This window comes from Dactylosporangium sucinum (assembly GCF_014647515.1).
GTDB classification, from domain to species: domain Bacteria; phylum Actinomycetota; class Actinomycetes; order Mycobacteriales; family Micromonosporaceae; genus Dactylosporangium; species Dactylosporangium sucinum.
The window spans coordinates 39,616-60,885 of sequence record NZ_BMPI01000005.1; the positions used below are offsets into that span (position 1 = coordinate 39,616).

A 21,270-nucleotide genomic window follows, 5' to 3' on the forward strand; every position below is an offset into this window, starting at 1 on the left:
CCCGACCGTGGACGCTGCGCGGGACGGTTGCCTGAGGAAAAGTGTCATACCCCCTGGCTAGAGTTGTCGGCTGGCACCGTGACGGTGTTCGAACCGGACAAATCACTGCCAAGGGGAAGCATGTCGGACCGCTTGATCATCCGTGGCGCACGCGAGCACAACCTCCGCGACGTCAGTCTCGACCTGCCGCGCGAAGCGATGATCGTGTTCACCGGGCTGTCCGGCTCAGGCAAGTCGAGTCTGGCGTTCGACACGATCTTCGCGGAAGGCCAGCGGCGCTACGTCGAGTCGCTCTCCTCCTATGCGCGACAGTTCCTCGGCCAGATGGACAAGCCCGACGTCGACTTCATCGAGGGCCTGTCCCCGGCGGTCTCCATCGACCAGAAGTCGACCTCGCGCAACCCGCGCTCGACGGTCGGCACGATCACCGAGGTCTACGACTACCTGCGGCTGCTCTTCGCGCGCATCGGCGAGCCGCACTGCCCGGTCTGTGGCGAGGCGATCACCAAGCAGACTCCGCAGCAGATCGTCGACCGGGTCCTCGCCATGGACGACGGCACCCGGTTCCAGGTGCTCGCGCCGGTGGTGCGCGGGCGCAAGGGGGAGTACGTCGACCTGTTCAGCGAGCTGCAGTCGAAGGGGTATGCACGGGCGCGGATCGACGGCGTCGTGCACCCGCTGACCGAGCCGCCGAAGCTGAAGAAGCAGGAGAAGCACACCATCGAGGTGGTCGTCGACCGGCTCGCGGTGAAGAGCAGCGCCAAGCAGCGGCTCACCGACTCGGTCGAGACCGCGCTCAAGCTCGCCGCCGGCATCGTGATCCTGGAGTTCGTCGACCTGCCGGAGGACGACGAGCACCGCGAGCGGCTGTTCTCCGAGCATCTCGCCTGCCCCAACGAGCACCCGCTGTCGATCGAGGACCTGGAGCCCCGGTCGTTCTCGTTCAACGCGCCCTACGGCGCCTGCCCCGACTGCACCGGCATCGGCACCAAGAAGGAGGTCGACCGGGAGCTGATCATCCCCGACCCGGAGCGCACGCTGCGGGAGGGCGCGATCGCGCCGTGGGCGACCGGCCACACGCTCGACTACTTCCTGCGGCTGCTGGAGGCGCTCGGCGACGAGGAGGGCTTCAACCTCGACACGCCGTGGCGGGGGATCTCCTCCCGCGGGCAGAAGGCGATCCTTCACGGCTCCGAGGATCAGGTCCACGTCCGCTACCGCAACAAGTACGGCCGCGAGCGCTCCTACTACACCGGCTTCGAGGGCGTGGTGCAGTGGATCGAGCGGCGGCACTCCGACACCGAGAGCGACTGGTCGCGCGACAAGTATGAGGGGTATATGCGCGACGTGCCCTGCCCGACCTGCGGCGGCACGCGGCTCAAGCCCGAGATCCTGGCGGTGACCATCGCCGGGCACAGCATCGCCGACGTCTGCAACCTGTCGGTGGGCGACTGCGCCGAACTGCTCGGCAAGATGGAGCTCAACGACCGGCAGAAGATGATCGCCGAGCGGGTGCTCAAGGAGATCAACGCACGGCTGCGGTTCCTGGTCGACGTGGGCCTCGACTACCTGTCGCTCGACCGGGCGTCCGGCACGCTGTCCGGCGGCGAGGCGCAGCGCATCCGGCTCGCCACGCAGATCGGCTCCGGCCTGGTCGGCGTGCTCTACGTGCTCGACGAGCCGAGCATCGGCCTGCACCAGCGGGACAACCACCGGCTCATCGAGACGCTGGTCCGGCTGAAGAAGCTCGGCAACACGCTGATCGTCGTCGAGCACGACGAGGACACCATCCGCACCGCCGACTGGATCGTCGACATCGGGCCGGGCGCGGGCGAGCACGGCGGCCGGGTCGTGCACAGCGGGCCGTATGAGGGTCTGATCACGGCCGAGGAGTCGGTGACCGGCGCCTACCTGGCCGGTCGCCGGAGCATCGCGACGCCGGAGATCCGCCGGCCGCGCACCCCGGGCCGTGAGCTGGTCGTCGTCGGAGCGCGCGAGCACAACCTGCGCAATCTCACCGTGCCGTTCCCGCTGGGCCAGTTCGTCGCGGTCACCGGCGTGTCCGGATCCGGCAAGTCGACGCTCGTCAACGACATTCTCCATTCGGTGCTGGCGAATACCGTGAACGGCGCGCGCCTGGTGCCCGGCCGGCACACCCGCATCACCGGGCTCGACCTGGTCGACAAGGTCGTCGGCGTCGACCAGTCGCCCATCGGCCGCACCCCGCGGTCCAACCCGGCGACCTACACGGGCGTGTTCGACAACATCCGCAAGCTGTTCGCCGAGACGACCGAGGCCAAGGTCCGCGGCTACGGCCCCGGCCGGTTCTCGTTCAACGTCAAGGGCGGCCGCTGCGAGGCGTGCGCCGGCGACGGCACGATCAAGATCGAGATGAACTTCCTGCCCGACGTCTACGTGCCGTGCGAGGTGTGCAAGGGCGCGCGGTACAACCGGGAGACGCTCGAGGTGCACTACAAGGGCCGGACGATCGCGGAGATCCTCGACATGCCGATCGAGGAGGCCGCCGGCTTCTTCGAGGCGATCCCGGCGATCCACCGGCACCTGAAGACGCTCAACGACGTCGGCCTCGGCTACGTGCGGCTCGGCCAGCCGGCACCGACCCTGTCCGGCGGCGAGGCCCAGCGCGTGAAGCTGGCGTCGGAGTTGCAGAAGCGGTCGACGGGCAAAACGGTGTATGTGCTGGACGAGCCGACCACCGGCCTGCACTTCGAGGACATCCGCAAGCTCCTGCTGGTGCTGCAGAGCCTGGTCGACAAGGGCAACACGGTCATCGTGATCGAGCACAACCTCGACGTGATCAAGGCGGCCGACTGGCTGATCGACATGGGCCCGGAGGGCGGCCACAAGGGCGGCACGGTCGTCGCCGCCGGCACGCCCGAAGAGGTCGCCGACCTCGAGGAGAGCTACACCGGCCAGTTCCTCCGGCACGTCCTGGGCCTGGAGGGACCGGCGACGGGCGCCGACACCTCGGCCCGCGACCGGGCGGCGAAGGCCAACGCCGGCCGCGCCACCGAGTCGGCCCCGAAGAAGTCGGTGCCGGCGCGCAAACCGGCGGCCGCCGCTGCCGCCCCCGCCGACCCACCGGCGGAGAAGCCCCGGGCGACGAAGTCGACCGGCCGCGCCGCGAAGGCGGCAACGGCCGCCAAGGCCACGACGGCGGCGAAGACGACCGCGGCCCGCAAGGCTCCGGCCCGGAAGGCGACCACGAAGAGCTGACGTCGCAGCCGCACGGCGGGCGGCCGGAGGAGGCCGCCCGCCCCGTGCTGACCGGCCCACCCGAGCCAAGCGGGTGGGCCGGTTCTCGCCGTCCCGCGGCCGGTGTCCGCGCTCGACGGCGATCGCCAGGTGACTCGGAGGTGGCGCTGCTACCCTCGCCGCTCGGCGAGGCCTGATCACAGGAGGACTGGGTGCCAGTTCAGGACCGATTCAATCCCTGCGCCGCACGGCGGGCGCTGCTGCTCGGGGCCGGGGCGTTGGGGGTCACCGTCGTCGCCGGGTGCGGCGACGACCCCGCGGAGCCGGCCGCGAACGGTGGTGCGAGCAGTCCGGCGGCTGCCGGCAGTACCACTGGAGCCACCAATCCTTTCGACAACACCGGCGCGCCGACCCAGCCCGGTGAGGCCGCGCCGCCTGCCGGTGCGCTCGTCGCGACGAAGGAGGTCCCCGTCGGCGGCGGGGTCATCGCGAAGGACACCGTGCTGGTCGTGCAGCCGCGGCAGGGCACGTTCAAGGCGTTCAAGGCGGCCTGCCCGCACCAGGGGATCATGGTCGACCCGCCGGCCGCGGGCGACGCCGTGATCAACTGCCCCGGCCACAACTCGCAGTTCAAGGTGGCCGACGGCAGCCTCGTGCGCGGCCCGGCGTCGCGCGGGCTGAGCGGCGTGCCGGTGAAGGTGCAGGACGGGTACGTCGTCGAGGCCTAGGCCGGGCCGGTACATCACGCCGAGATAACGGATTTCTGAGGATTTGTTGAGCATTGAACCGAGCGACCCGGGTTGGGGGTAATTCTCGGCGTAGCCAGCGGGCCACGATCATCGAAGGAGAGCCTATGAGTGACACGACCCGCCGTGCGGTGCTTGCCGGAGCGGCCGGCGTTACGGCCGTGACGGTGCTAGCTGCGTGTGGAGGCGATGACAGCGACAGCGGCTCGTCGGGGAGCGACAACGGCGGCAGCACCGGTGGCGCCGCGGCCGGCGTCCTGGCGACCAAGGCCGACATCCCCGTCGGTGGGGGCAAGATCTTCACCGAGGGTGGTGGGGTGGTCGTCACCCAGCCGACGTCGGGCCAGTTCAAGGCCTTCAGCTCGATCTGCACGCATCAGCAGTGCTTGGTGTCCGAGGTGACGGACGGCTCGATCCACTGCAAGTGCCACGGCAGCGCGTTCTCGGCGGCCGACGGATCGGTGAAGAACGGCCCCGCGACCAAGGGGCTGCCCGAGAAGCAGCTCAAGGTCGAGGGCGACAACATCTCGCTGGCGTAGGGAGCATCCCGGGGGTCGGCCGAGAGGGGGCGGCCGGCCCTCGGCCCTCCCGGGTTTTGTCGTACCTCCCGGATAGTCTCGGAACCGTGCCTGACCCGTCCACGTATCGTCCCGCCCCCGGCACCATTCCGGACTCGCCCGGGGTCTACCGCTTCTACGACCCGTCGGGCCGGGTCATCTACGTGGGCAAGGCCAAGTCGCTGCGGCAGCGCCTGAGCTCCTACTTCGCCGACGTGTGGACGCTGCACTCGCGCACGCAGCAGATGGTCACCACCGCGTCGCGGGTCGACTGGGTCGTCGTCGGCACCGAGGTCGAGGCGCTCCAGCTGGAGTTCAACTGGATCAAGGCGTACGACCCGCGGTTCAACGTCCGCTATCGCGACGACAAGAGCTATCCCTATCTCGCGGTCACCCTCGACGAGGCATATCCGCGGCTGCAGGTGATGCGCGGCGCCAAGCGCAAGGGCGTGCGCTATTTCGGGCCCTATGCGCATGCCTGGGCGATCCGCGAGACCCTCGACCTGCTGCTGCGGGTGTTCCCGGCGCGCACCTGCTCCTCGGGCGTGTTCAAGCGCGCGGGGCAGATCGGCCGGCCGTGCCTGCTCGGGTATATCGGGAAGTGCTCCGCCCCCTGCGTCGACCGGGTGAGCGAGGTGGAGCACCGGCAGATCGTCGAGGACTTCTGCGACTTCATGGCCGGCAAGACCGACTCGATGGTCCGCAAGCTGGAGCGCGAGATGTATGCGGCCAGCGACGAGCTCGACTTCGAGCGGGCCGCCCGGCTGCGCGACGACCTGGGGGCGCTGCGGCGCGCCATCGAGAAGCAGGCGGTCGTGCTCGGCGACGGCGTGGACGCGGACGTGGTGGCGTTCGCCGACGACCCACTCGAGGCCGCCGTGCAGGTGTTCCACGTGCGCGGTGGACGGGTCCGCGGCCAGCGGGGCTGGATCGTCGAGAAGACCGAGGACCTGACCGCCGGCGACCTGGTCCACCACTTCTGCAGCCAGATCTACGGCACGGAGGCCGGCGCCGACTCGGCCGACCTGCCGAAGGAGCTGCTGGTGCCGGAGCTGCCGGCCGACGTCGACGCGCTCGCCGACTGGCTGTCGAAGCTGCGCGGCAGCCGGGTGGCGATCCGCGTCCCGCAGCGCGGCGACAAGAAGACGCTCGCCGAGACCGTCGCGCGCAACGCCGAGCAGGCGCTGCAGCAGCACAAGCTGCGCCGGGCCGGCGACCTGAGCACGCGCAGCAAGGCGCTGGAGGAGATCGCCGAGGCGCTCGCCATGCAGGCGGCGCCGCTGCGCATCGAGTGCTATGACGTGTCACAGATCCAGGGCACCGACGTGGTCGCCAGCATGGTCGTGTTCGAGGACGGGCTGTCGCGCAAGAGCGAGTATCGGCGGTTCGCCATCAACGGCGCCACCGACGACGTGTCGGCGATCTCGGAGGTGCTGCGACGGCGGTTCGCGCGCTATCTCGACGCCAAGGTCGAGCTCGACGAGCTGGCCTCGGGCGACGAGGACCCGTCACGGCCGGGCATCGACCCGACCACGGGACGGCCGCGCAAGTTCGCCTACCCACCGCAGCTGGTGGTCGTCGACGGCGGCCAGCCCCAGGTCAACGCGGCCGCTCAGGTGCTGCTCGACCTGGGCATCGACGACATCACGGTGTGCGGGCTCGCGAAGCGGCTGGAGGAGGTGTGGCTGCCCGACGACGAGTTCCCGGTGATCCTGCCGCGCGCCTCCGAGGGTTTGTATCTGCTGCAGCGGGTCCGCGACGAGGCCCACCGGTTCGCGATCACCTACCACCGGCAGAAGCGCTCGAAGCGCATGACCGCGTCCACGTTGGACGGTGTGCCGGGCCTCGGCGAGATCCGGCGCAAGGCGCTGTTGCGGCACTTCGGTTCACTCAAAAGGCTGAAGGCGGCCAGCGTGGAGGAGATCGCGGAGGTGCACGGCATCGGCCGGCGCACGGCCGAGGCGATCCTGACGGCGCTGAACGGCGACGGCCAGTTACCCGGCAGGCCCGCGGCGGCGCGGGAGAGTGAGACGGCCGCGCCGGGGGACGGCGGCGACGACGGCGCGGGCGGCGACGACGGCCGGGACGAGGGCGGCGACCAGGGGCTGGGTCTTGGCGCGGGCGTGAGCGAGCACGGCGCGGCGGGGGAGCCTGGCGTGGCTTTCGGGGGGCGGGGCGAGGTCGGCGGTGGCGCGGATCGGCCCGGTGCCGGGTTCGGGTCGGGTGCGGATCGGGACGGTCCGGCGGGTGGCGGCGGTGGGTCGACGCACGGCGATGATGCGCGTGCGTGGGTGGGCGTTGCCGCGCAAGAGGGGCAAACCGACCGAGCGGCGGGGGCGGAAGGCGCCACGACATAGACTCGACCGCGTGGTGAGCGAAGAGGGGGAGCCGGCCGCGCCTGACCGGACGACGACCGACCTGGTCATCGTCACGGGCGTGTCCGGCGGTGGGCGCAGCACGGTCGCCCGGGCTCTGGAGAACGTGGGGTATTACGTCGTCGACAACCTGCCGCAGGCGTTGTTGCTCGACATGGCCGAGCTGGCGTACCAGGCGCGGGGGGCCGCCCGGCGCACGGCGATGGTGCTCGACGTGCGCAGTCACGCGTTCTCGACCGATCTTCCGGGGGCGGTCAAGGCACTGCGCGAGCGGGGCTTCAACCCGCGCATGGTGTTCGTGGACGCGGACGACGAGGTGCTCATCCGCCGCTTCGAGAGCGTGCGCCGGTCGCACCCGCTGCAGGGCGCGGGGCGGCTCTCCGACGGGATCGCGGCCGAGCGCAAGCTGCTCCAGGAGGCTCGTGAGCAGGCCGACGTCCTCATCGACACGAGCCACCTCAACGTCAACCAGCTCCGTGGCCGCATCGAGGAGATGTTCGGCGAGGAGGACACCACCCAGATCCGGGTGACGGTGCTGTCCTTCGGGTTCAAGTACGGGTTGCCGCCCGACGCCGACTTCGTGCTCGACGCGCGGTTCCTGCCGAATCCGTACTGGGTGCCCGAGCTGCGCGAGCACACCGGCCGGGAGACGGACGTCAGCCGGTACGTGCTGGGGCAGCGCGGGGCGGTGACCTTCGTCGAGACGTATGCGCGGCTGATCAACGCGACCGCGCCGGGCTTCGAGCGCGAGGGCAAGCGGTACCTCACGATCGCCGTCGGCTGCACCGGCGGCAAGCACCGCAGCGTCGCCATCGCCGAGGAGCTGGCCCGCCGGCTGCGCGAGATGCGCCTGGCGGCGTCGCCGCAGCACCGCGACCTGGGGCGCGAATGACCGCCGCGCAGCGCAGCGGTGGGACCGGTCGTCGGGGGCTCAGCCGTCTGGGGCTCAGCCGTCTGGGGCTCAGCGTGACGTCGGGCGGCCGGAGCGAGGCGGAGGCCGCATGACCGACGCGGCACCAGCAGCGCCGGCGGCGCGGACGGCGGCTCCGCTCGACCCGTCGCCGCCCTCGTGCGACGTTGGTCGATCTACCTCGGTTGGATCGACCGGCGTCGAGGCCGGGAGCGGCGGGGCTGAAGCGAGTCCGGGCGCTGTGGAACAGGGTGGCGCGAGCGGCATGGAGGAGTTGTTGGCGCAGGTGGCGGCGGTCGGCGGTGCCGTGGGGAGCTTGTCGCGGGGCGTTCCGGCGGCCGAGATAGCGGCGGCGGTCGAGATCCTGGCCGCCGAGGTTTCCGCGGCCGGGGTGGCCGCGATCGTCGGGGACGGGCGGCCGCCCGTGCGGGTGGTGGCGTTCGGAGGCGGGCACGGGCTGTCCGCGACCCTGCGGGCGCTGCGCCGCCTGCAGGCCGACGTGCCGCTCGACATCACCGCCGTCGTGACCGTCGCCGACGACGGTGGGTCCAGCGGGCGGCTGCGGCAGACGCGCGACATCCTGCCGCCCGGCGACCTCCGCCAGGCGCTGGCCGCGCTCGCCGACGAGACCGCCATGGCGGAGCTGTTCCAGCATCGGTTCGACGGGGCCGACGAGATCGCCGGGCACCCGGTCGGCAACCTCGTCCTCTGCGCGCTCATGGAGCTGGCCGGCGACCCCGTCGCGGCGCTCGACCAGGCGGCCTCGATGCTGCGTTGTGGCGGGCGGGTGCTGCCGATGTCCCGGCAGCCGCTCCACATCGAGGCCGATCTGTCCGACGGTGGTGAGGTCGTCACCGTGCGGGGTCAGCACGAGGTGGCGGTCACGCCCAAGACCATCGACCGGGTGCGACTGACGCCCGCCGAGCCCGAGGCCTGCGCCGAGGCGGTGTGGGCGACCGAGAACGCGGACTGGCTGCTGTTCGGGCCGGGATCCTGGTTCACCAGCGTGATCCCGCACCTGCTGGTGCCCTCGCTCGCCGACGCGATCCGGGCCAGCCGCGCGAAACGGCTGGTCACGCTGAACCTCGCCGCGGACAGCGAAACCGCTGGCCTGACGCTGCCGGAACACCTGGCCGCGCTGCATCGTTACCTACCTGGGTTACAGGTCGATGTAGTTCTTGCTGACGGGAAAGCCGTAGGCGACCCCGAACCGGTCCATCGTGCGGCAGAATCGCTTGGTGCACGTCTGGTGCTGGCGCCGGTGGCCGTCCTCGACGGGTCCCCGCGGCACGATCCGCTGGCACTCGCGGCAGCTCTGGAGCCGCTGATCCGTAGGGAACTCGAAAACCGCGAGGTGACGACAGAATGGCGATGACCGCTGCGGTCAAGGACGAGCTCAGCCGGGTTGACGTGGCGAAGCCATGCTGCCGGCGTGCCGAGATGGCCGCGCTGCTGCGCTTCGCCGGCGGACTGCACATCGTCTCCGGCCGGGTGGTCGTCGAGGCCGAGCTCGACACCAACGCCGCCGCTCGCAGACTTCGGCGCGAGGTGTCGGAGGTGTACGGGTACCAGAGCGAGATTCACGTCCTCGCCTCGGGCGGCCTCCGCAAGGCCAGCCACTTCATCGTCCGCGTGGTCAAGGACGGCGAGGCGCTCGCCCGGCAGACCGGCCTGCTCGACGTCCGGGGGCGTCCCGTCCGCGGGCTCCCGCCGCACGTGGTCTCGGCCAACATGTGCTGCGCCGTCGCCGCCTGGCGGGGCGCGTTCCTCGCCCACGGCTCGCTCACCGAGCCGGGCCGCAGCTGCGCGCTGGAGATCACCTGCCCCGGGCCCGAGGCGGCGCTCGCGCTGGTCGGCGCGGCCCGGCGGATCGGCATCACCGCGAAGGCCCGCGAGGTGCGCGGCGTCGACCGGGTCGTGGTCAAGGACGGCGACGCGATCGCCGCGCTGCTCACCCGCATCGGGGCCCATCAGAGCGTGCTGACCTGGGAGGAGCGCCGGGTGCGGCGCGAGGTCCGGGCCACCGCCAACCGCCTGGCCAACTTCGACGACGCCAACCTGCGCCGCTCGGCCCGCGCCGCGGTGGCGGCCGCCGCGCGGGTCGCCCGCGCGATGGAGATCCTCGCCGACGCCGCTCCCGAGCACCTGTTCAGCGCCGGCACCCTGCGGCTGGAGCATCGGCAGGCTTCGCTGGAGGAGCTGGGCGCGCTGGCCGACCCGCCGCTCACCAAGGACGCGATCGCCGGGCGGATCCGGCGGCTGCTGGCGCTCGCCGACAAGCGGGCCCGCGATCTGGGCATTCCGGACACCGAGTCCGCCGTGACGCCGGAGATGCTCGTGGGGTGAGTCGCCGGGTGATTTCCAGGGTGATTTCCAGGAGGACACGAATCGGAAACGTGGGCTCGGACACCCCCGGGGGATCGTGACCGGTTCGAGACGATAGGGTTTTCCGTGTTCGGCGATGTGGCCGACTCGGGTCGCTCCTCGCTGTTCGATCGCCGCCGCGACACGCGGCCGGGCCCATCTGTCAATGCGGGCCCGGACCCGGCGGGACCAGGGTGGGCGAGCCAATAACACTCATCTGGCGCCCGGCATCGGCAAAGGAAGTCCGGGCGCGACAAGGCGAGGAGATGTGTCGAAGTGACCATCCGGGTTGGCATCAACGGCTTCGGCCGGATCGGCCGCAACTTCTTCCGTGCGGCGCTGGCCAAGGGCGCCGACATCGAGGTTGTCGGCGTGAACGACCTCACCGACAACGCGACGCTGGCGCACCTGCTGAAGTACGACAGCATCCTGGGCCGCCTGCCCTACGAGGTGAAGGCGACCTCCGACGAGATCACGGTCAACGGCAAGACCTTCAAGGCGCTGGCCGAGCGTGACCCGTCGAAGCTGCCGTGGGGCGACCTGGGTGCCGACGTCGTGATCGAGTCGACCGGCATCTTCACCGACGCCGAGAAGGCCAAGGTCCACGTGGAGACCGGCGGCAAGAAGGTCATCATCTCGGCGCCCGCCAAGAACGAGGACATCACCATCGTCCTGGGCGTCAACGAGGACAAGTACGACGCGGCGAAGCACACGATCATCTCGAACGCGTCGTGCACCACCAACTGCCTCGCGCCGATGGCCAAGGTCATCAACGACACGTTCGGCATCGAGCAGGGTCTGATGACCACCATCCACGCGTACACGCAGGACCAGAACCTGCAGGACGGCCCGCACAAGGACCTGCGTCGCGCCCGCGCCGCGGCCCTGAACGTGGTCCCGACCTCGACCGGTGCCGCCAAGGCGATCGGCCTGGTGCTGCCGGAGCTCAAGGGCAAGCTCGACGGCTTCGCGATGCGCGTGCCGATCCCGACCGGCTCGGCCACCGACCTCACGGTCAACCTGGCCCGCGAGGCCACCGTCGACGAGATCAACGCCGCGGTCAAGGCCGCCGCCGACGGCCCGCTCAAGGGCATCCTCACCTACACCGAGGACCCGATCGTCTCGACCGACATCGTGACCGACCCGGCCTCCTGCATCTTCGACGCCGGCCTCACCAAGGTCATCGGCAAGCAGGCCAAGGTCGTCGGCTGGTACGACAACGAGTGGGGCTACTCGAACCGCCTCGTCGACCTCGTCACCCTGGTCGGCACCGGCCTGTGAAGACGCTCGACGACCTCCTGAGCGAGGGCGTCGCGGGTCGGCGCGTGCTGCTGCGCGCCGACCTGAACGTCCCGCTCGACGGAGAGAAGATCACCGACGACGGGCGCATCCGCGCGGTGCTGCCGACGCTGAACGCGCTGCGTGAGGGCGGGGCCCGGGTCACTGTCGTGTCGCACCTGGGGCGACCCAAGGGCGAGCCTGACCCGAAGTACACCTTGAATCCCGTGGCGAAGCGGCTCGAAGAGCTGCTCGGCACCTCCGTCGCGTTCGCCGCCGACACGGTCGGGGAGTCCGCCCAGGCGGCGGTCGCCGGCCTCGGCGACGGTGACGTGGCGCTGCTGGAGAACCTGCGCTTCAACAAGGGCGAGACCAGCAAGGACGAGGCCGAGCGGGGCGCGTTCGCGGCCCAGCTGGCCGCGTTCGCCGACGTCTACGTCGACGACGCGTTCGGCGCGGTGCACCGCAAGCACGCCAGCGTCTACGACGTGGCCGCGCTGCTGCCGCACTACGCCGGCGGGCTGGTCGAGCGCGAGCTCGAGGTGCTGTCGCGGCTGACCGGCGAGGCCGAGCGGCCCTACGTGGTCGTGCTCGGCGGCTCCAAGGTCTCCGACAAGCTCGCGGTCATCGAGGCGCTGCTGCCGAAGGTCGACAAGCTGCTCATCGGCGGCGGCATGTGCTTCACCTTCCTCAAGGCGCAGGGCCACGAGGTCGGCAAGAGCCTCCTGCAGGAGGAGATGGTCGACACCTGCAAGGACCTGCTCCAGCGGGCCGACGGCAAGATCGTCCTGCCGTCCGACGTCGTCACCGGCGACAAGTTCGCCGCCGACGCCACGGTCAAGACGGTCGCCGCCGGCGAGATCGGCGCCGAGGACCTCGGCCTCGACATCGGCCCCGAGTCGGTGTCCGCGTTCGCGGCCGCCCTGGAGCCGGCGAAGACCGTGTTCTGGAACGGGCCGATGGGCGTCTTCGAGCTCGCGCCGTTCGCGGCCGGCACGCGGGGCGTCGCCGAGGCGATCACCAAGGTCGACGGGTTCACCGTCGTCGGCGGCGGCGACTCGGCCGCGGCGGTGCGCGCCCTCGGCATTCCCGAGGACGGGTTCAGCCACATCTCGACCGGTGGTGGCGCCTCCCTGGAGTACCTCGAAGGCAAGCAGCTGCCCGGCATCACGGCGCTGGAGGCCTGAGCGATGAGCACCCCCGAAACGGGCCGCCGGCCGCTGATGGCCGGCAACTGGAAGATGAACCTCAACCACCTCGAGGCCATCGCGCTGGTCCAGAAGCTGGCCTTCAGCCTGACCGAGAAGCAGCTCAACGACGTCGAGGTGGTCGTCCTGCCGCCGTTCGTCGACATCCGCAGCGTCCAGACGCTGGTCGACGGCGACAAGCTGCTCATCGGCTACGGCGCGCAGGACGTCTCGCAGCACAACAAGTCCGGGGCCTACACGGGCGAGATCTCGGCCGCCATGCTGGCCAAGCTCGGCTGCCAGTACGTGGTGGTGGGGCACTCGGAGCGCCGGCAGTACCACAACGAGGACGACGCCCTGGTCAACGCCAAGGTGAAGGTCGCCCTGGCCAACGGGCTCGCGCCGATCCTGTGCATCGGCGAGGGGCTGGAGGTGCGGGAGGCCGGCGAGCACGTCGGCTACACGCTCGCCCAGCTCGACGCCGGCCTGGAGAAGGTCAAGACCGACGAGGTCGAGAAGGTCGTCATCGCCTACGAGCCGGTCTGGGCGATCGGCACCGGCAAGGTGGCGACGCCGCAGGACGCGCAGGAGGTCATCGGCGCGATCCGCACGCGGCTGGCGGAGAAGTACTCCGGCGGCACCGCCGACCGGATCCGCATCCTCTACGGCGGCTCGGTGAAGCACGACAACGTCGCGGCGATCATCGAGCAACCCGACATCGACGGCGCGCTCGTCGGCGGCGCCAGCATCGATGCGGAGGGCTTCGTCCGCATTTGTCGCCTGGGCAAATAGCGTTCGCGTCACCCAACGTCGCGCGGTCCTCACGGGGCCGCGCGACGTTTGTCGTTCGGGCCACCCCCGGTTCCGCGGCGGCTGCATGCCGCCTAAAGTGGCCTGGTCCCGCCACGAGCGGGTGACGTAAGGACAAGCATGTTGTTCGGAACGCGCCGTCGTGCCATCGTGGCGGGTTCGATCGGTCTCACGCTGCTGGCGACCGCCGGGTGCAGCGATGCGGATGCGAAGAACCAGCCCCAGCCGCCCCGGACGGGCGGGACCCTGCACGTCATCGTCAGCGCCAAGCCGGCGCACCTCGACCCGCAGCGCATCGCGACGGCGACCGAGGCCAACGTCAGCCGCCTCACCACGCGGACCCTCACGACGTTCAAGTCGGAGCCGGGTGCGGCCTCCAGCGAGATCGTGGGCGACCTCGCCACCGACGCGGGCCGGCCCAGCGAGGGCAACCGCGTCTGGGACTTCCAGCTCAAGGACGACGTCCGCTGGGAGGACGGCACCCCGATCACCTGCGCCGACGTCAAGCACGGCGTCGAGCGCAGCTTCTCCAGCCTCTTCTCGGTCGCCCAGCCGTATGCGAAGACCTACCTCGCCGGCACCGACGCCTACACCGGCCCGTTCGTCGGCGGCAACAACGGCGGCAAGGGCCTGGCCTCGGTCGAGTGCGTCGACCAGCGCAACATCAAGTTCAGGCTGTCGCAGTCGGTCGGCGACTTCGGCTACACCGTCGCCATGTCGGTCTTCGCGCCCGTCCCGGCCAAGCAGGACACCAAGGACCAGTACGACAAGAGGCCCTTCTCCAACGGGCCCTACAAGCTGCAGGAGGCCACCGACCAGCAGCTCGTGTACGTCCGCAACTCGTACTGGGACCGCAAGACCGACAGCGTCCGCAAGGCGTATCCGGACAAGATCGTGATCGAGGCCAACGGCGACCTGGCGACCGTCACCTCGAACCTGATCCAGAACGAGGGCGACTTCGCCGACGCGATCGACTTGGACAAGAACGTCGCGCCGAACTTCGTGCAGCAGGTGGTCAACGACCCCGCCCTGTCGGCGCGAGCGGTCCAGGGCAGTTACGGGGGCATCCGGTACCTCGCGATCAACTCCAAGCGGATCCCGAACCTCGACTGCCGCCGGGCCCTGGTGTATGCCTTCAACAAGCGAAAGTTTCGCGCGGCGGCCGGCGGCTCGGTCTTCGGCGACTACGCGAACACGATGATCGCGCCGCAGCTCAAGGCCCACAAGGCGTTCGACCTCTACGACAGCACCAACAATGTCGAGGGCAAGCCGGACGTGGCCATCAAGCTCATGGACGACCAGCGCAACGCCGGCAAGGCGTGCCCGACCACGCTGACCCTGGCGATCCCGGAGCAGAAGGACATCCGCCGCGTCGCCGCGACGATGGTGGAGACGTACCAGCAGATCGGCATCCAGCTGAAGGTCAACGGGATCGACCCGGAGACGTACTTCGACATCATCGGCAACCCGGCGAACCAGAACGACCTGCTCTGGGCGGGCTGGATCCCCGACTGGGCCAACGGCTCCGCGGTCATCCCGCCGCTGTTCGACGGCCGGCTCATCCCGACCAAGGCGAACGCCACGAACAACCAGAACTACTCGCTCCTGAACGACCCTTCCATCAATGACGCGATCACCGCGGCCTTGGAGGAGTCGGTACCGGAGCGGCAGTATCGCCTGTGGGGCGAGCTGGACGAGAAGATCCAGCAGCAGGCGGTGACGATCCCGATCATCTACATGAAGGCGCTGCGCATGGCGGGCGGCAACGTTCGCGGCGGGTTCATCCACCCGCAGTTCGGGCAGCCCGATCTGTGCGCACTCGGCCTCGCCTAGTAAGCTTGCCCCGCCTGACCCATCCGCCCACCGAGAGGACGACCGCGCCATGACGGCGTTCGCCTACACCCTCATCGTGCTGCTGATCATCACGAGCGTTCTGCTCACCATGCTCGTGCTCCTGCACCGCGGCAAGGGTGGCGGCCTGTCGAGCATGTTCGGCGGCGGCGTCTCGTCGAGTCTCGCCGGCTCCTCGGTCGCAGAGAAGAACCTGGACCGTTACACGATTCTCGTCGGCATCGTCTGGTTCGCGTGCATTGTTGGACTTGGGCTTTGGCTGAAAATTGTCGAGAACGGTGGTGCCTGAGCAGCGCCGACGCTTTACACTCATGCGCGCGGTTCCGTTCCGGAGCCGCGCGCAGGTGTTTTTCGCCCACACTCCTGCACTCCGCACGACGTCGCACCCCCCGACGAACAGGAGCGAGCAGCCGTGGCAGCTGGCAACGCCATCCGCGGAACCCGAGTCGGCTCCGGCCCCATGCGCTGGGCCGAGCGCGGCGAGCAGGCCCCTCGCCGCAGCGTCACCTACTGGTGCGCCAACGGCCACGTGACCGAGCCGGCCTTCGCCGCCGAGATCACGCCCCCCACCACCTGGGACTGCCCGCGCTGCGGCCTCCCGGCGGGGCAGGACGAGCAGGCGCCGCCGGAGCGGCCGCGCGCTGAACCGTACAAGACCCATTTGGCGTACGTGAAGGAGCGGCGCACCGACGCCGACGGCGAGGCCATTCTGCAGGAGGCGCTGGCCCGCCTCCGCCAACGCCGCTCCTGACGCTGTCCCGTGGCGCCGCCGCTGGAGGATGCCGCGGCCGCTCATTGCCCGTTTTGTGTCGTTCGTGGCGACTCTGACGCCGGTGCGCGGCGGGTGCGGTGTCCGTCGGCGTGGATCGCGCGCTGGTGTCCAGGATCAAGGGAAGCATCTGGCTGCGACGGCAACCAGAAGTTTCCCTTGATCATGGGCGCGGTGGGCGCGGTGGGCGCGGTGGGCGCGGTGGGCGCGCTCGGGGCGGTGGGGCGGCGGCGCGGGCCGGGCACTGACCCGTGATCGATGGAGACTTCTGGCTGTCATGGCAGCCAGAACTCGCCATCGATCACGGAAAGCGCGCGCCGGCGGCGGCTAGACCAGGCTGCGGAACCTTGGCGGTAGGTCGTGGGCGGCCGCCGAGTCCAGCAGCCACAGCGTCAGTTCGCGGCCGTGGACGCCCGCGGCCGGGATCTGGCGCGGGCCCGCCTCCGCCAGCGCCAGGCCGACCGCGCGGGCCTTGCCGGTGCCGGAGGCGATCAGCCACACCTCGTCGGCCGTGTTGATGGCCGGGAGGGTCAGCGTGATGCGGACCGGTGGGGGCTTGGGGCTGCCCCGGACCGCCGACACCGGGCGGGTCTCGAACGTCACCGGGTGCTCCGGGAACACCGAGGCCACGTGGCCGTCCTCGCCGACGCCCAGGAGCACCAGGTCGAAGTGCGGGAGCTCGGCGTGGCCGGGGCCGGCGGCGGCGGCCAGCTCGGAGGCGGCGCGGGACGCGGCCGCCTCGGCGTCGTCGCCGTCCGGGCCGTCGGAGGGCGGGAGCGGGTGGACGCGGGCCGGGTCGAGCGGGAGGGCGTCGAGGAAGGCCGCGCGGGCCTGGGTCTCGTTGCGCTCCGGGTCGCCGGCGGGCAGGAAGCGCTCGTCGCCCCACCAGAGGTTGACCCGCGACCAGTCCACCGCGTCGCGGGCCGGGGACTCGCGGACCGCCTCGTAGATCTGGGCGGCGATGCGGCCGCCCGTGAGGACGACCGTGGCCTCGCCGCGCTCGGCCTGGGCGTCGGTCAGCCGCACGATCAGGCGCGCGGCGGCCGCCTCGGCCAGGAGCTTCGGCTCGGTGTGGACGACGACCTTCGACTGGGTCATGAAGACAGCGTCTCCTGCAGGCTCGGTGCGGGTGGGGCGGCCTCCGGGCGCTCGGCAAGCGCCGGGTCCTTCCAGATGTGCACGCGGGGCGCGAGCCGCTCGTCGAGGTGGTGCTTGCCGGTCGCGGCGGCGAGGGCGGCCGCGTAGGGCTGGTCGGGGTCGAGGCGGCGCAGCTCCTCGGCGAGCTCCTCGCCCAGCGGCCGGCGGCTCAGCGGCAGGATGCGGTCGGCCTGGCCGGTGCGCTGGAGCGTGGCGACGCCCGCGTTGAGGTCGCGGACGAGGCGCATGGTGGTGTCGTCCTCCAGCTCGAGCTCGACCGCCTCCATGATCTTGCCGCTGCCCGTCGAGCGGGTCGGGTGCACACCCAGGCGGGCCTCCAGCCAGCCGCCGAGCAGCGGGGCCGTGGGGTCCTTGTCGGGCGCGACGATGTTCACCGCACGGACTCCTACCCGGTTGGCGTCGAACGCGCCGGCCATCAGGGTGCGCCACGGGGTGATCCGGGACCAGGCCAGGTCGGTGTCGCCGGGCACGTAGTCGTCGGCGCGGATCCGCAGGGCCTCGACCGGGTCGTCGGCCTGCGCGCTGTCGGTGATGCGGCGGTCGGCGACGACGCCGAGCGGGTCGTAGGCGATGCGCTCCGGCGGGGTGCACTGCCACCAGGTCACCACCGGCACGTCCGGGGCGAGCAGCGGCATGACGACCGACTCGGCGTGCAGGGCCAGCCGGCCCTGCATGCGCATCACGACGGCCTCGCACGGGCCGAGGCGGCCACCGACGACGATCTCGGCGTCGAGCCGGGAGCGCTGCTGGGTGACGTCGGCCCGCACGATGATGAGCAGCCGGCACGGGTGCTGGGCGGCGGCGATCGTCGCCGCGGCCTCGGCCTCGCGGACCTGGCGCTCGTCGACCACGGCGATCAGCGTGAGCGCGAGCCCGCTGGTCAGCCCGCCGGCGCTGCGCCGCTCGTTGGCCAGCGCCTTGACGACCTCGATACCGGTGGTGTCCCAAAGTCCGATCATGAGTCTCGCAACCCCTCTTATGCCCGGCGCCAGGCGCGGCCCTCGCGGGCCAGCATCTCGTCCGCGGCCCGCGGACCCCACTCGCCCGCCCGATACGGCTCGGGCGTCGAACCCGCCCAGGCCGCCTCCAGCGGGTCGACCACGTTCCAGCTTGCCTCGACCTCGGCCGAGTCCGGGAACAGCGTCTTGTCGCCGACGAGCACGTCGAGGATGAGCCGTTCGTAGGCCTCCGGGCTGGCGTCGGTGAACGCCTCGCCATACTGGAAGTCCATCGCGATGTCGCGGACCTCCATCGTCGTGCCGGGCACCTTGGAGCCGAACTTGAGCATCACGCCCTCGTCGGGCTGGACCCGGATGACCAGCTGGTTGTGGCCGAGCATCTCCACGTCGGCCGGCTGGAACGGCAGGTGCGGCGCCTTCTTGAACGACACGGCGAGCTCGGTGACCCGCCGGGGCAGCCGCTTGCCGGCCCGGATGTAGAAGGGGACGCCGGCCCAGCGCCGGTTCTGGATGCCCAGGCGGACGGCGACGTAGGTCTCGGTCTTCGAGTCCTGCGGGACGTCCTTCTCCTCCAGGTAGCCGGGGACGCGTTCGCCGGCGACCCAGCCGGTGAGGTACTGGCCGCGCACCGTGTGGGTGAAGACGTCCGTCGGCACCGAGATGGCGTTGAGGACCTTCAGCTTCTCGATGCGGATCGCGTTGGCGTCGAACGCGGTGGGCTCCTCCATGGCGACGAGCGCGAGGAGCTGGAGCAGGTGGTTCTGCAGTACGTCGCGAGCCGTGCCCACCGTGTCGTAGAACCCGGCGCGGGTGCCGATGCCGACGTCCTCGGCCATCGTGATCTGCACCGAGTCGACGTAGTTGGAGTTCCAGACCGGCTCGAACAGGTTGTTGGCGAAGCGCAGGGCCAGGATGTTCTGGACCGTCTCCTTGCCGAGATAGTGGTCGATGCGGAACACGTCCTGCGCGGTGAACGCGTCGTCGACCAGGTCGTTAAGCTGGCGGGCCGAGGCCAGGTCGTAGCCGAACGGCTTCTCCACCACCACCCGGCGCCAGCCGCCGGACTTCGCGTTGTCGGACATGCCCGTGCGCTCCAGTTGCTTGAGCACGATCGGGAAGGCCGACGGCGGGATCGAGAGGTAGAACGCGGCGTTGCCGGGGATGCCGGCCTGGTCACGGAGGTCGTCGAGGCTCTGGGCCAGGTGGTCGAAGGCCGTGTCGTCCTCGAACGAGCCCTGGACGAAGTGGATGTTGCCGGCGAGTCGCGACCACACCTCCTCGCGCCAGGTGGTGCGGGCGCCGCCCATCGCCGCCTTGCGGGCGAGCTCCTCGAAGTCGCCGTCGCCCCAGTCGCGGCGGGCGAAGCCCAGCACCGCGAAGCTCGGCGGCAGCAGGCCGCGGTTGGCGAGGTCGTAGACGGCCGGGATGAGCTTCTTACGCGCCAGATCGCCGGTCACGCCGAAGATGACCAGCGCGCACGGCTCGGGAATCCGAGGCAGCCGCCGGTCCTGGGGGTCCCGCAGCGGATTCGTCATCAGTCTCACCCTCCGAGGGTGGCCAGCAGTTGTTCGGCACCGGTTGCCCGGTCGGTCAGATGAAGGCGCAGCACGGGGCGGCCGAGGGCGGCCAGCGCGCGGCGCTCGGCGGCGGCCTGCGCGACCTGGAGCTCGCCGAACGTGTACTCGCGGCCGGGGACCGGCAGGTCGTCGGTCACCGCCCCGGTGAGCTGCAGGAACGAGCCGGCGGCGGGATTCGCGGGTGGCCGCCGCCCCCAGCGGAGGGTCACCACTCGGGGCACGCGGGCGCCGAGGGCCTCGCGGACCCCGGCGGCGGACGCGTCGCCGACCCGGTCGAGGAACGCGCTCACGGCCAGATACCCGCCCGGGCCGATGGCGCGGGCGAACTCGTCGACCGCCCCGACGAGGGTCGTCGCCGAGACGTCGCCGTAGACCTCGACGGCGCCCTCGACGAAGGCGGGCGCCTCGGGCGGCACGCCGGCGTCGAGGAGATCCTGGCGCAGCGGCTCGCCGGCATCCTCGCCGGCGCCGAGGATGCCGGCGGCGACGGCCACCGCGCGCTCCCACACCGCGAACTGGGCGCCGAGCGGTCCGTTGACGGCGAGGTCGGGGGCGATGCCGCCGCCGGGCATCAGGCCCGTGCCGACGGCACCGCCGAGGGTCACGCTGAGCACGTCGGGGCCCTCGTGGCCCCAGGCGGACGGGTTCTCCAGCACGACGGGCACCAGCGCGGTCCGGTCGGCGACCAGGAGCGCGATCCAGTCGGCGAGCCCGTCGAGGCCGGTGCCGTCGGAGGCGAGGGCGAGCTTGTCGCGCCCGGCCCGGGCGCCGGCGGCGATCGCGGCCCCCAGCGCGAGGCCGGGGTCACCGGCGGCCTCGGCGGCCGCGGGCGCGGGCAGGGGCGTCAGCGCGAAGCCCGCGGCCACGTGGGTGACCGGCGGGGGAGCGGCCTGGTCGAGCAGGGCCGCCACGTCGGCGCCGGCCAGGCCGGCGGGGACCAGCGCGTAGGCGGAGAAGGCGGAGTCGGAGGGCTCGGCGAGGAAGAGGTGCGCCCCCGTCTCGGCGGCCAGCGTGGCCGGCGGCGAGCCGGGAGCGGTCACGATGACGAAACGCCGGCCCACGTCGTCGTGACCGGCGTCCTCGAAGGCCTGCTGACAGGCCCGGCGGTAGGCGTCCGAGCCGGAGTCTCCCGAGTGGCCGGCCAGGACGACCACGGTCCGGTGGAGCCGGTCGCCGAGCGTCGCCCGGACCTGATGGGGGTCGGCGGTGTCGAGCACGGTGAGATCGACGCCGAGCGTGCGGGCGATCGCCTCGGCGGCCAGCACCGGCGCGCCCGCGCCGCACAGCACCACGTGGTCGAGGCCGCGCGAGCGCAGGCCGGCCCGCAGCTCGGCGATGCGCGGCAGGAGATCGGGCGGCAGCGCCGGGCCGGACGGCACCGGCGCCGGCGCCGCAAGGGAACGGGCGTCGGTCGAGCCCGGGACGGAGGCGGCGCCGAACACCGTCAGCCCGGCCGCGGCCACCACGTCGTCGAGTAGGTCAGACACCCGTTCCCCTCCGGTTACCAGGTCAT

15 protein-coding genes and 2 pseudogenes are annotated in these 21,270 nt (G+C 71.3%); 13 read left to right on the forward strand and 4 right to left on the reverse strand.

Translation table 11 applies throughout. The annotated features are described in order from the left end of the window. Positions 1-120 precede the first annotated feature (120 nt). From uvrA to IEZ31_RS06010, 13 genes and pseudogenes are all read left to right on the forward strand, one after another. Positions 121-3,081: pseudogene (gene uvrA / locus IEZ31_RS05950) on the forward strand (excinuclease ABC subunit UvrA); the annotation flags it as partial. Positions 3,082-3,428: 347 nt separating this feature from the next. Then, a complete protein-coding gene (locus tag IEZ31_RS05955) occupies positions 3,429-3,944 on the forward strand; it encodes a Rieske (2Fe-2S) protein (RefSeq protein WP_190248722.1) in 516 nt (171 codons plus the stop codon). A gap of 125 nt (positions 3,945-4,069) precedes the next feature. Beyond that, positions 4,070-4,501 carry a Rieske (2Fe-2S) protein gene (locus tag IEZ31_RS05960; RefSeq protein ID WP_190248723.1) on the forward strand — a complete coding sequence of 144 codons (432 nt, stop codon included), beginning with the start codon at positions 4,070-4,072 and terminating at the stop codon, positions 4,499-4,501. An 86-nt stretch (positions 4,502-4,587) separates the two neighbouring features. Further along, positions 4,588-6,498 (forward strand): annotated as a pseudogene (uvrC, locus tag IEZ31_RS05965) (excinuclease ABC subunit UvrC); the annotation flags it as partial. Between the two features lie 388 nt (positions 6,499-6,886). Further along, positions 6,887-7,786, forward strand: coding sequence for an RNase adapter RapZ (gene rapZ / locus IEZ31_RS05970; RefSeq protein ID WP_229834298.1), 900 nt, complete (start codon positions 6,887-6,889; stop codon positions 7,784-7,786). Between the two features lie 283 nt (positions 7,787-8,069). After that, positions 8,070-9,179, forward strand: a complete 1,110-nt coding sequence (locus IEZ31_RS05975) for a gluconeogenesis factor YvcK family protein (RefSeq protein ID WP_190248724.1) — start codon at positions 8,070-8,072, stop codon at positions 9,177-9,179. Further along, positions 9,170-10,150: a DNA-binding protein WhiA gene (whiA, locus tag IEZ31_RS05980; protein ID WP_190248725.1), complete on the forward strand. Its 981-nt coding sequence runs from the start codon at positions 9,170-9,172 to the stop codon at positions 10,148-10,150. Before IEZ31_RS05975 ends, whiA begins: the two co-directional genes overlap by 10 nt. A gap of 294 nt (positions 10,151-10,444) precedes the next feature. Further along, complete coding sequence (gene gap / locus IEZ31_RS05985) at positions 10,445-11,449, forward strand: type I glyceraldehyde-3-phosphate dehydrogenase (RefSeq protein ID WP_190248726.1); 1,005 nt, start codon at positions 10,445-10,447, stop codon at positions 11,447-11,449. Then, positions 11,446-12,633: a phosphoglycerate kinase gene (locus tag IEZ31_RS05990; protein ID WP_190248727.1), complete on the forward strand. Its 1,188-nt coding sequence runs from the start codon at positions 11,446-11,448 to the stop codon at positions 12,631-12,633. The genes gap and IEZ31_RS05990 overlap by 4 nt, the downstream gene beginning before the upstream one ends. Before the next feature lie 3 nt (positions 12,634-12,636). Further along, positions 12,637-13,425: a triose-phosphate isomerase gene (tpiA, locus tag IEZ31_RS05995; protein ID WP_190248728.1), complete on the forward strand. Its 789-nt coding sequence runs from the start codon at positions 12,637-12,639 to the stop codon at positions 13,423-13,425. A 168-nt stretch (positions 13,426-13,593) separates the two neighbouring features. Beyond that, complete coding sequence (locus IEZ31_RS06000; protein WP_190248729.1) at positions 13,594-15,276, forward strand: ABC transporter substrate-binding protein; 1,683 nt, start codon at positions 13,594-13,596, stop codon at positions 15,274-15,276. 49 nt (positions 15,277-15,325) lie between these two features. Beyond that, on the forward strand, positions 15,326-15,583 hold the full coding sequence (gene secG, locus IEZ31_RS06005; protein ID WP_190248730.1) for a preprotein translocase subunit SecG: 258 nt from the start codon (positions 15,326-15,328) through the stop codon (positions 15,581-15,583). Between the two features lie 123 nt (positions 15,584-15,706). Further along, entirely contained in the window at positions 15,707-16,045 is a 339-nt protein-coding gene (locus tag IEZ31_RS06010; protein WP_190248731.1) for an RNA polymerase-binding protein RbpA, read from the forward strand. Between the two features lie 345 nt (positions 16,046-16,390). Here the strand turns inward: IEZ31_RS06010 and pgl are convergent, their stop codons facing one another. From pgl to IEZ31_RS58155, 4 genes are read right to left on the reverse strand one after another with little or no spacing between them, the layout of a single operon-like run. Continuing rightward, positions 16,391-17,161 carry a 6-phosphogluconolactonase gene (gene pgl, locus IEZ31_RS06015; RefSeq protein ID WP_190248732.1) on the reverse strand — a complete coding sequence of 257 codons (771 nt, stop codon included), beginning with the start codon at positions 17,159-17,161 and terminating at the stop codon, positions 16,391-16,393. Beyond that, entirely contained in the window at positions 17,158-18,180 is a 1,023-nt protein-coding gene (locus IEZ31_RS06020) for a glucose-6-phosphate dehydrogenase assembly protein OpcA (protein WP_190248733.1), read from the reverse strand. The genes pgl and IEZ31_RS06020 overlap by 4 nt, the downstream gene beginning before the upstream one ends. A 17-nt stretch (positions 18,181-18,197) precedes the next feature. Continuing rightward, positions 18,198-19,715, reverse strand: a complete 1,518-nt coding sequence (gene zwf, locus IEZ31_RS06025; protein WP_190248734.1) for a glucose-6-phosphate dehydrogenase — start codon at positions 19,713-19,715, stop codon at positions 18,198-18,200. 5 nt (positions 19,716-19,720) lie between these two features. After that, positions 19,721-21,244, reverse strand: a complete 1,524-nt coding sequence (locus IEZ31_RS58155) for a glucose-6-phosphate isomerase (protein ID WP_190248735.1) — start codon at positions 21,242-21,244, stop codon at positions 19,721-19,723. Positions 21,245-21,270 lie beyond the last annotated feature (26 nt).

Coding starts and splice junctions, on each gene's coding strand:
- zwf (WP_190248734.1), bottom strand. CDS start 19,715: ATGACGAATCCGCTGCGGGACCCCCAGGACCGGCGGCTGCCTCGGATT.
- tpiA (WP_190248728.1), top strand. CDS start 12,637: ATGAGCACCCCCGAAACGGGCCGCCGGCCGCTGATGGCCGGCAACTGG.
- pgl (WP_190248732.1), bottom strand. CDS start 17,161: ATGACCCAGTCGAAGGTCGTCGTCCACACCGAGCCGAAGCTCCTGGCC.
- IEZ31_RS06020 (WP_190248733.1), bottom strand. CDS start 18,180: ATGATCGGACTTTGGGACACCACCGGTATCGAGGTCGTCAAGGCGCTG.
- secG (WP_190248730.1), top strand. CDS start 15,326: ATGACGGCGTTCGCCTACACCCTCATCGTGCTGCTGATCATCACGAGC.
- whiA (WP_190248725.1), top strand. CDS start 9,170: ATGGCGATGACCGCTGCGGTCAAGGACGAGCTCAGCCGGGTTGACGTG.
- IEZ31_RS05960 (WP_190248723.1), top strand. CDS start 4,070: ATGAGTGACACGACCCGCCGTGCGGTGCTTGCCGGAGCGGCCGGCGTT.
- IEZ31_RS05975 (WP_190248724.1), top strand. CDS start 8,070: ATGGAGGAGTTGTTGGCGCAGGTGGCGGCGGTCGGCGGTGCCGTGGGG.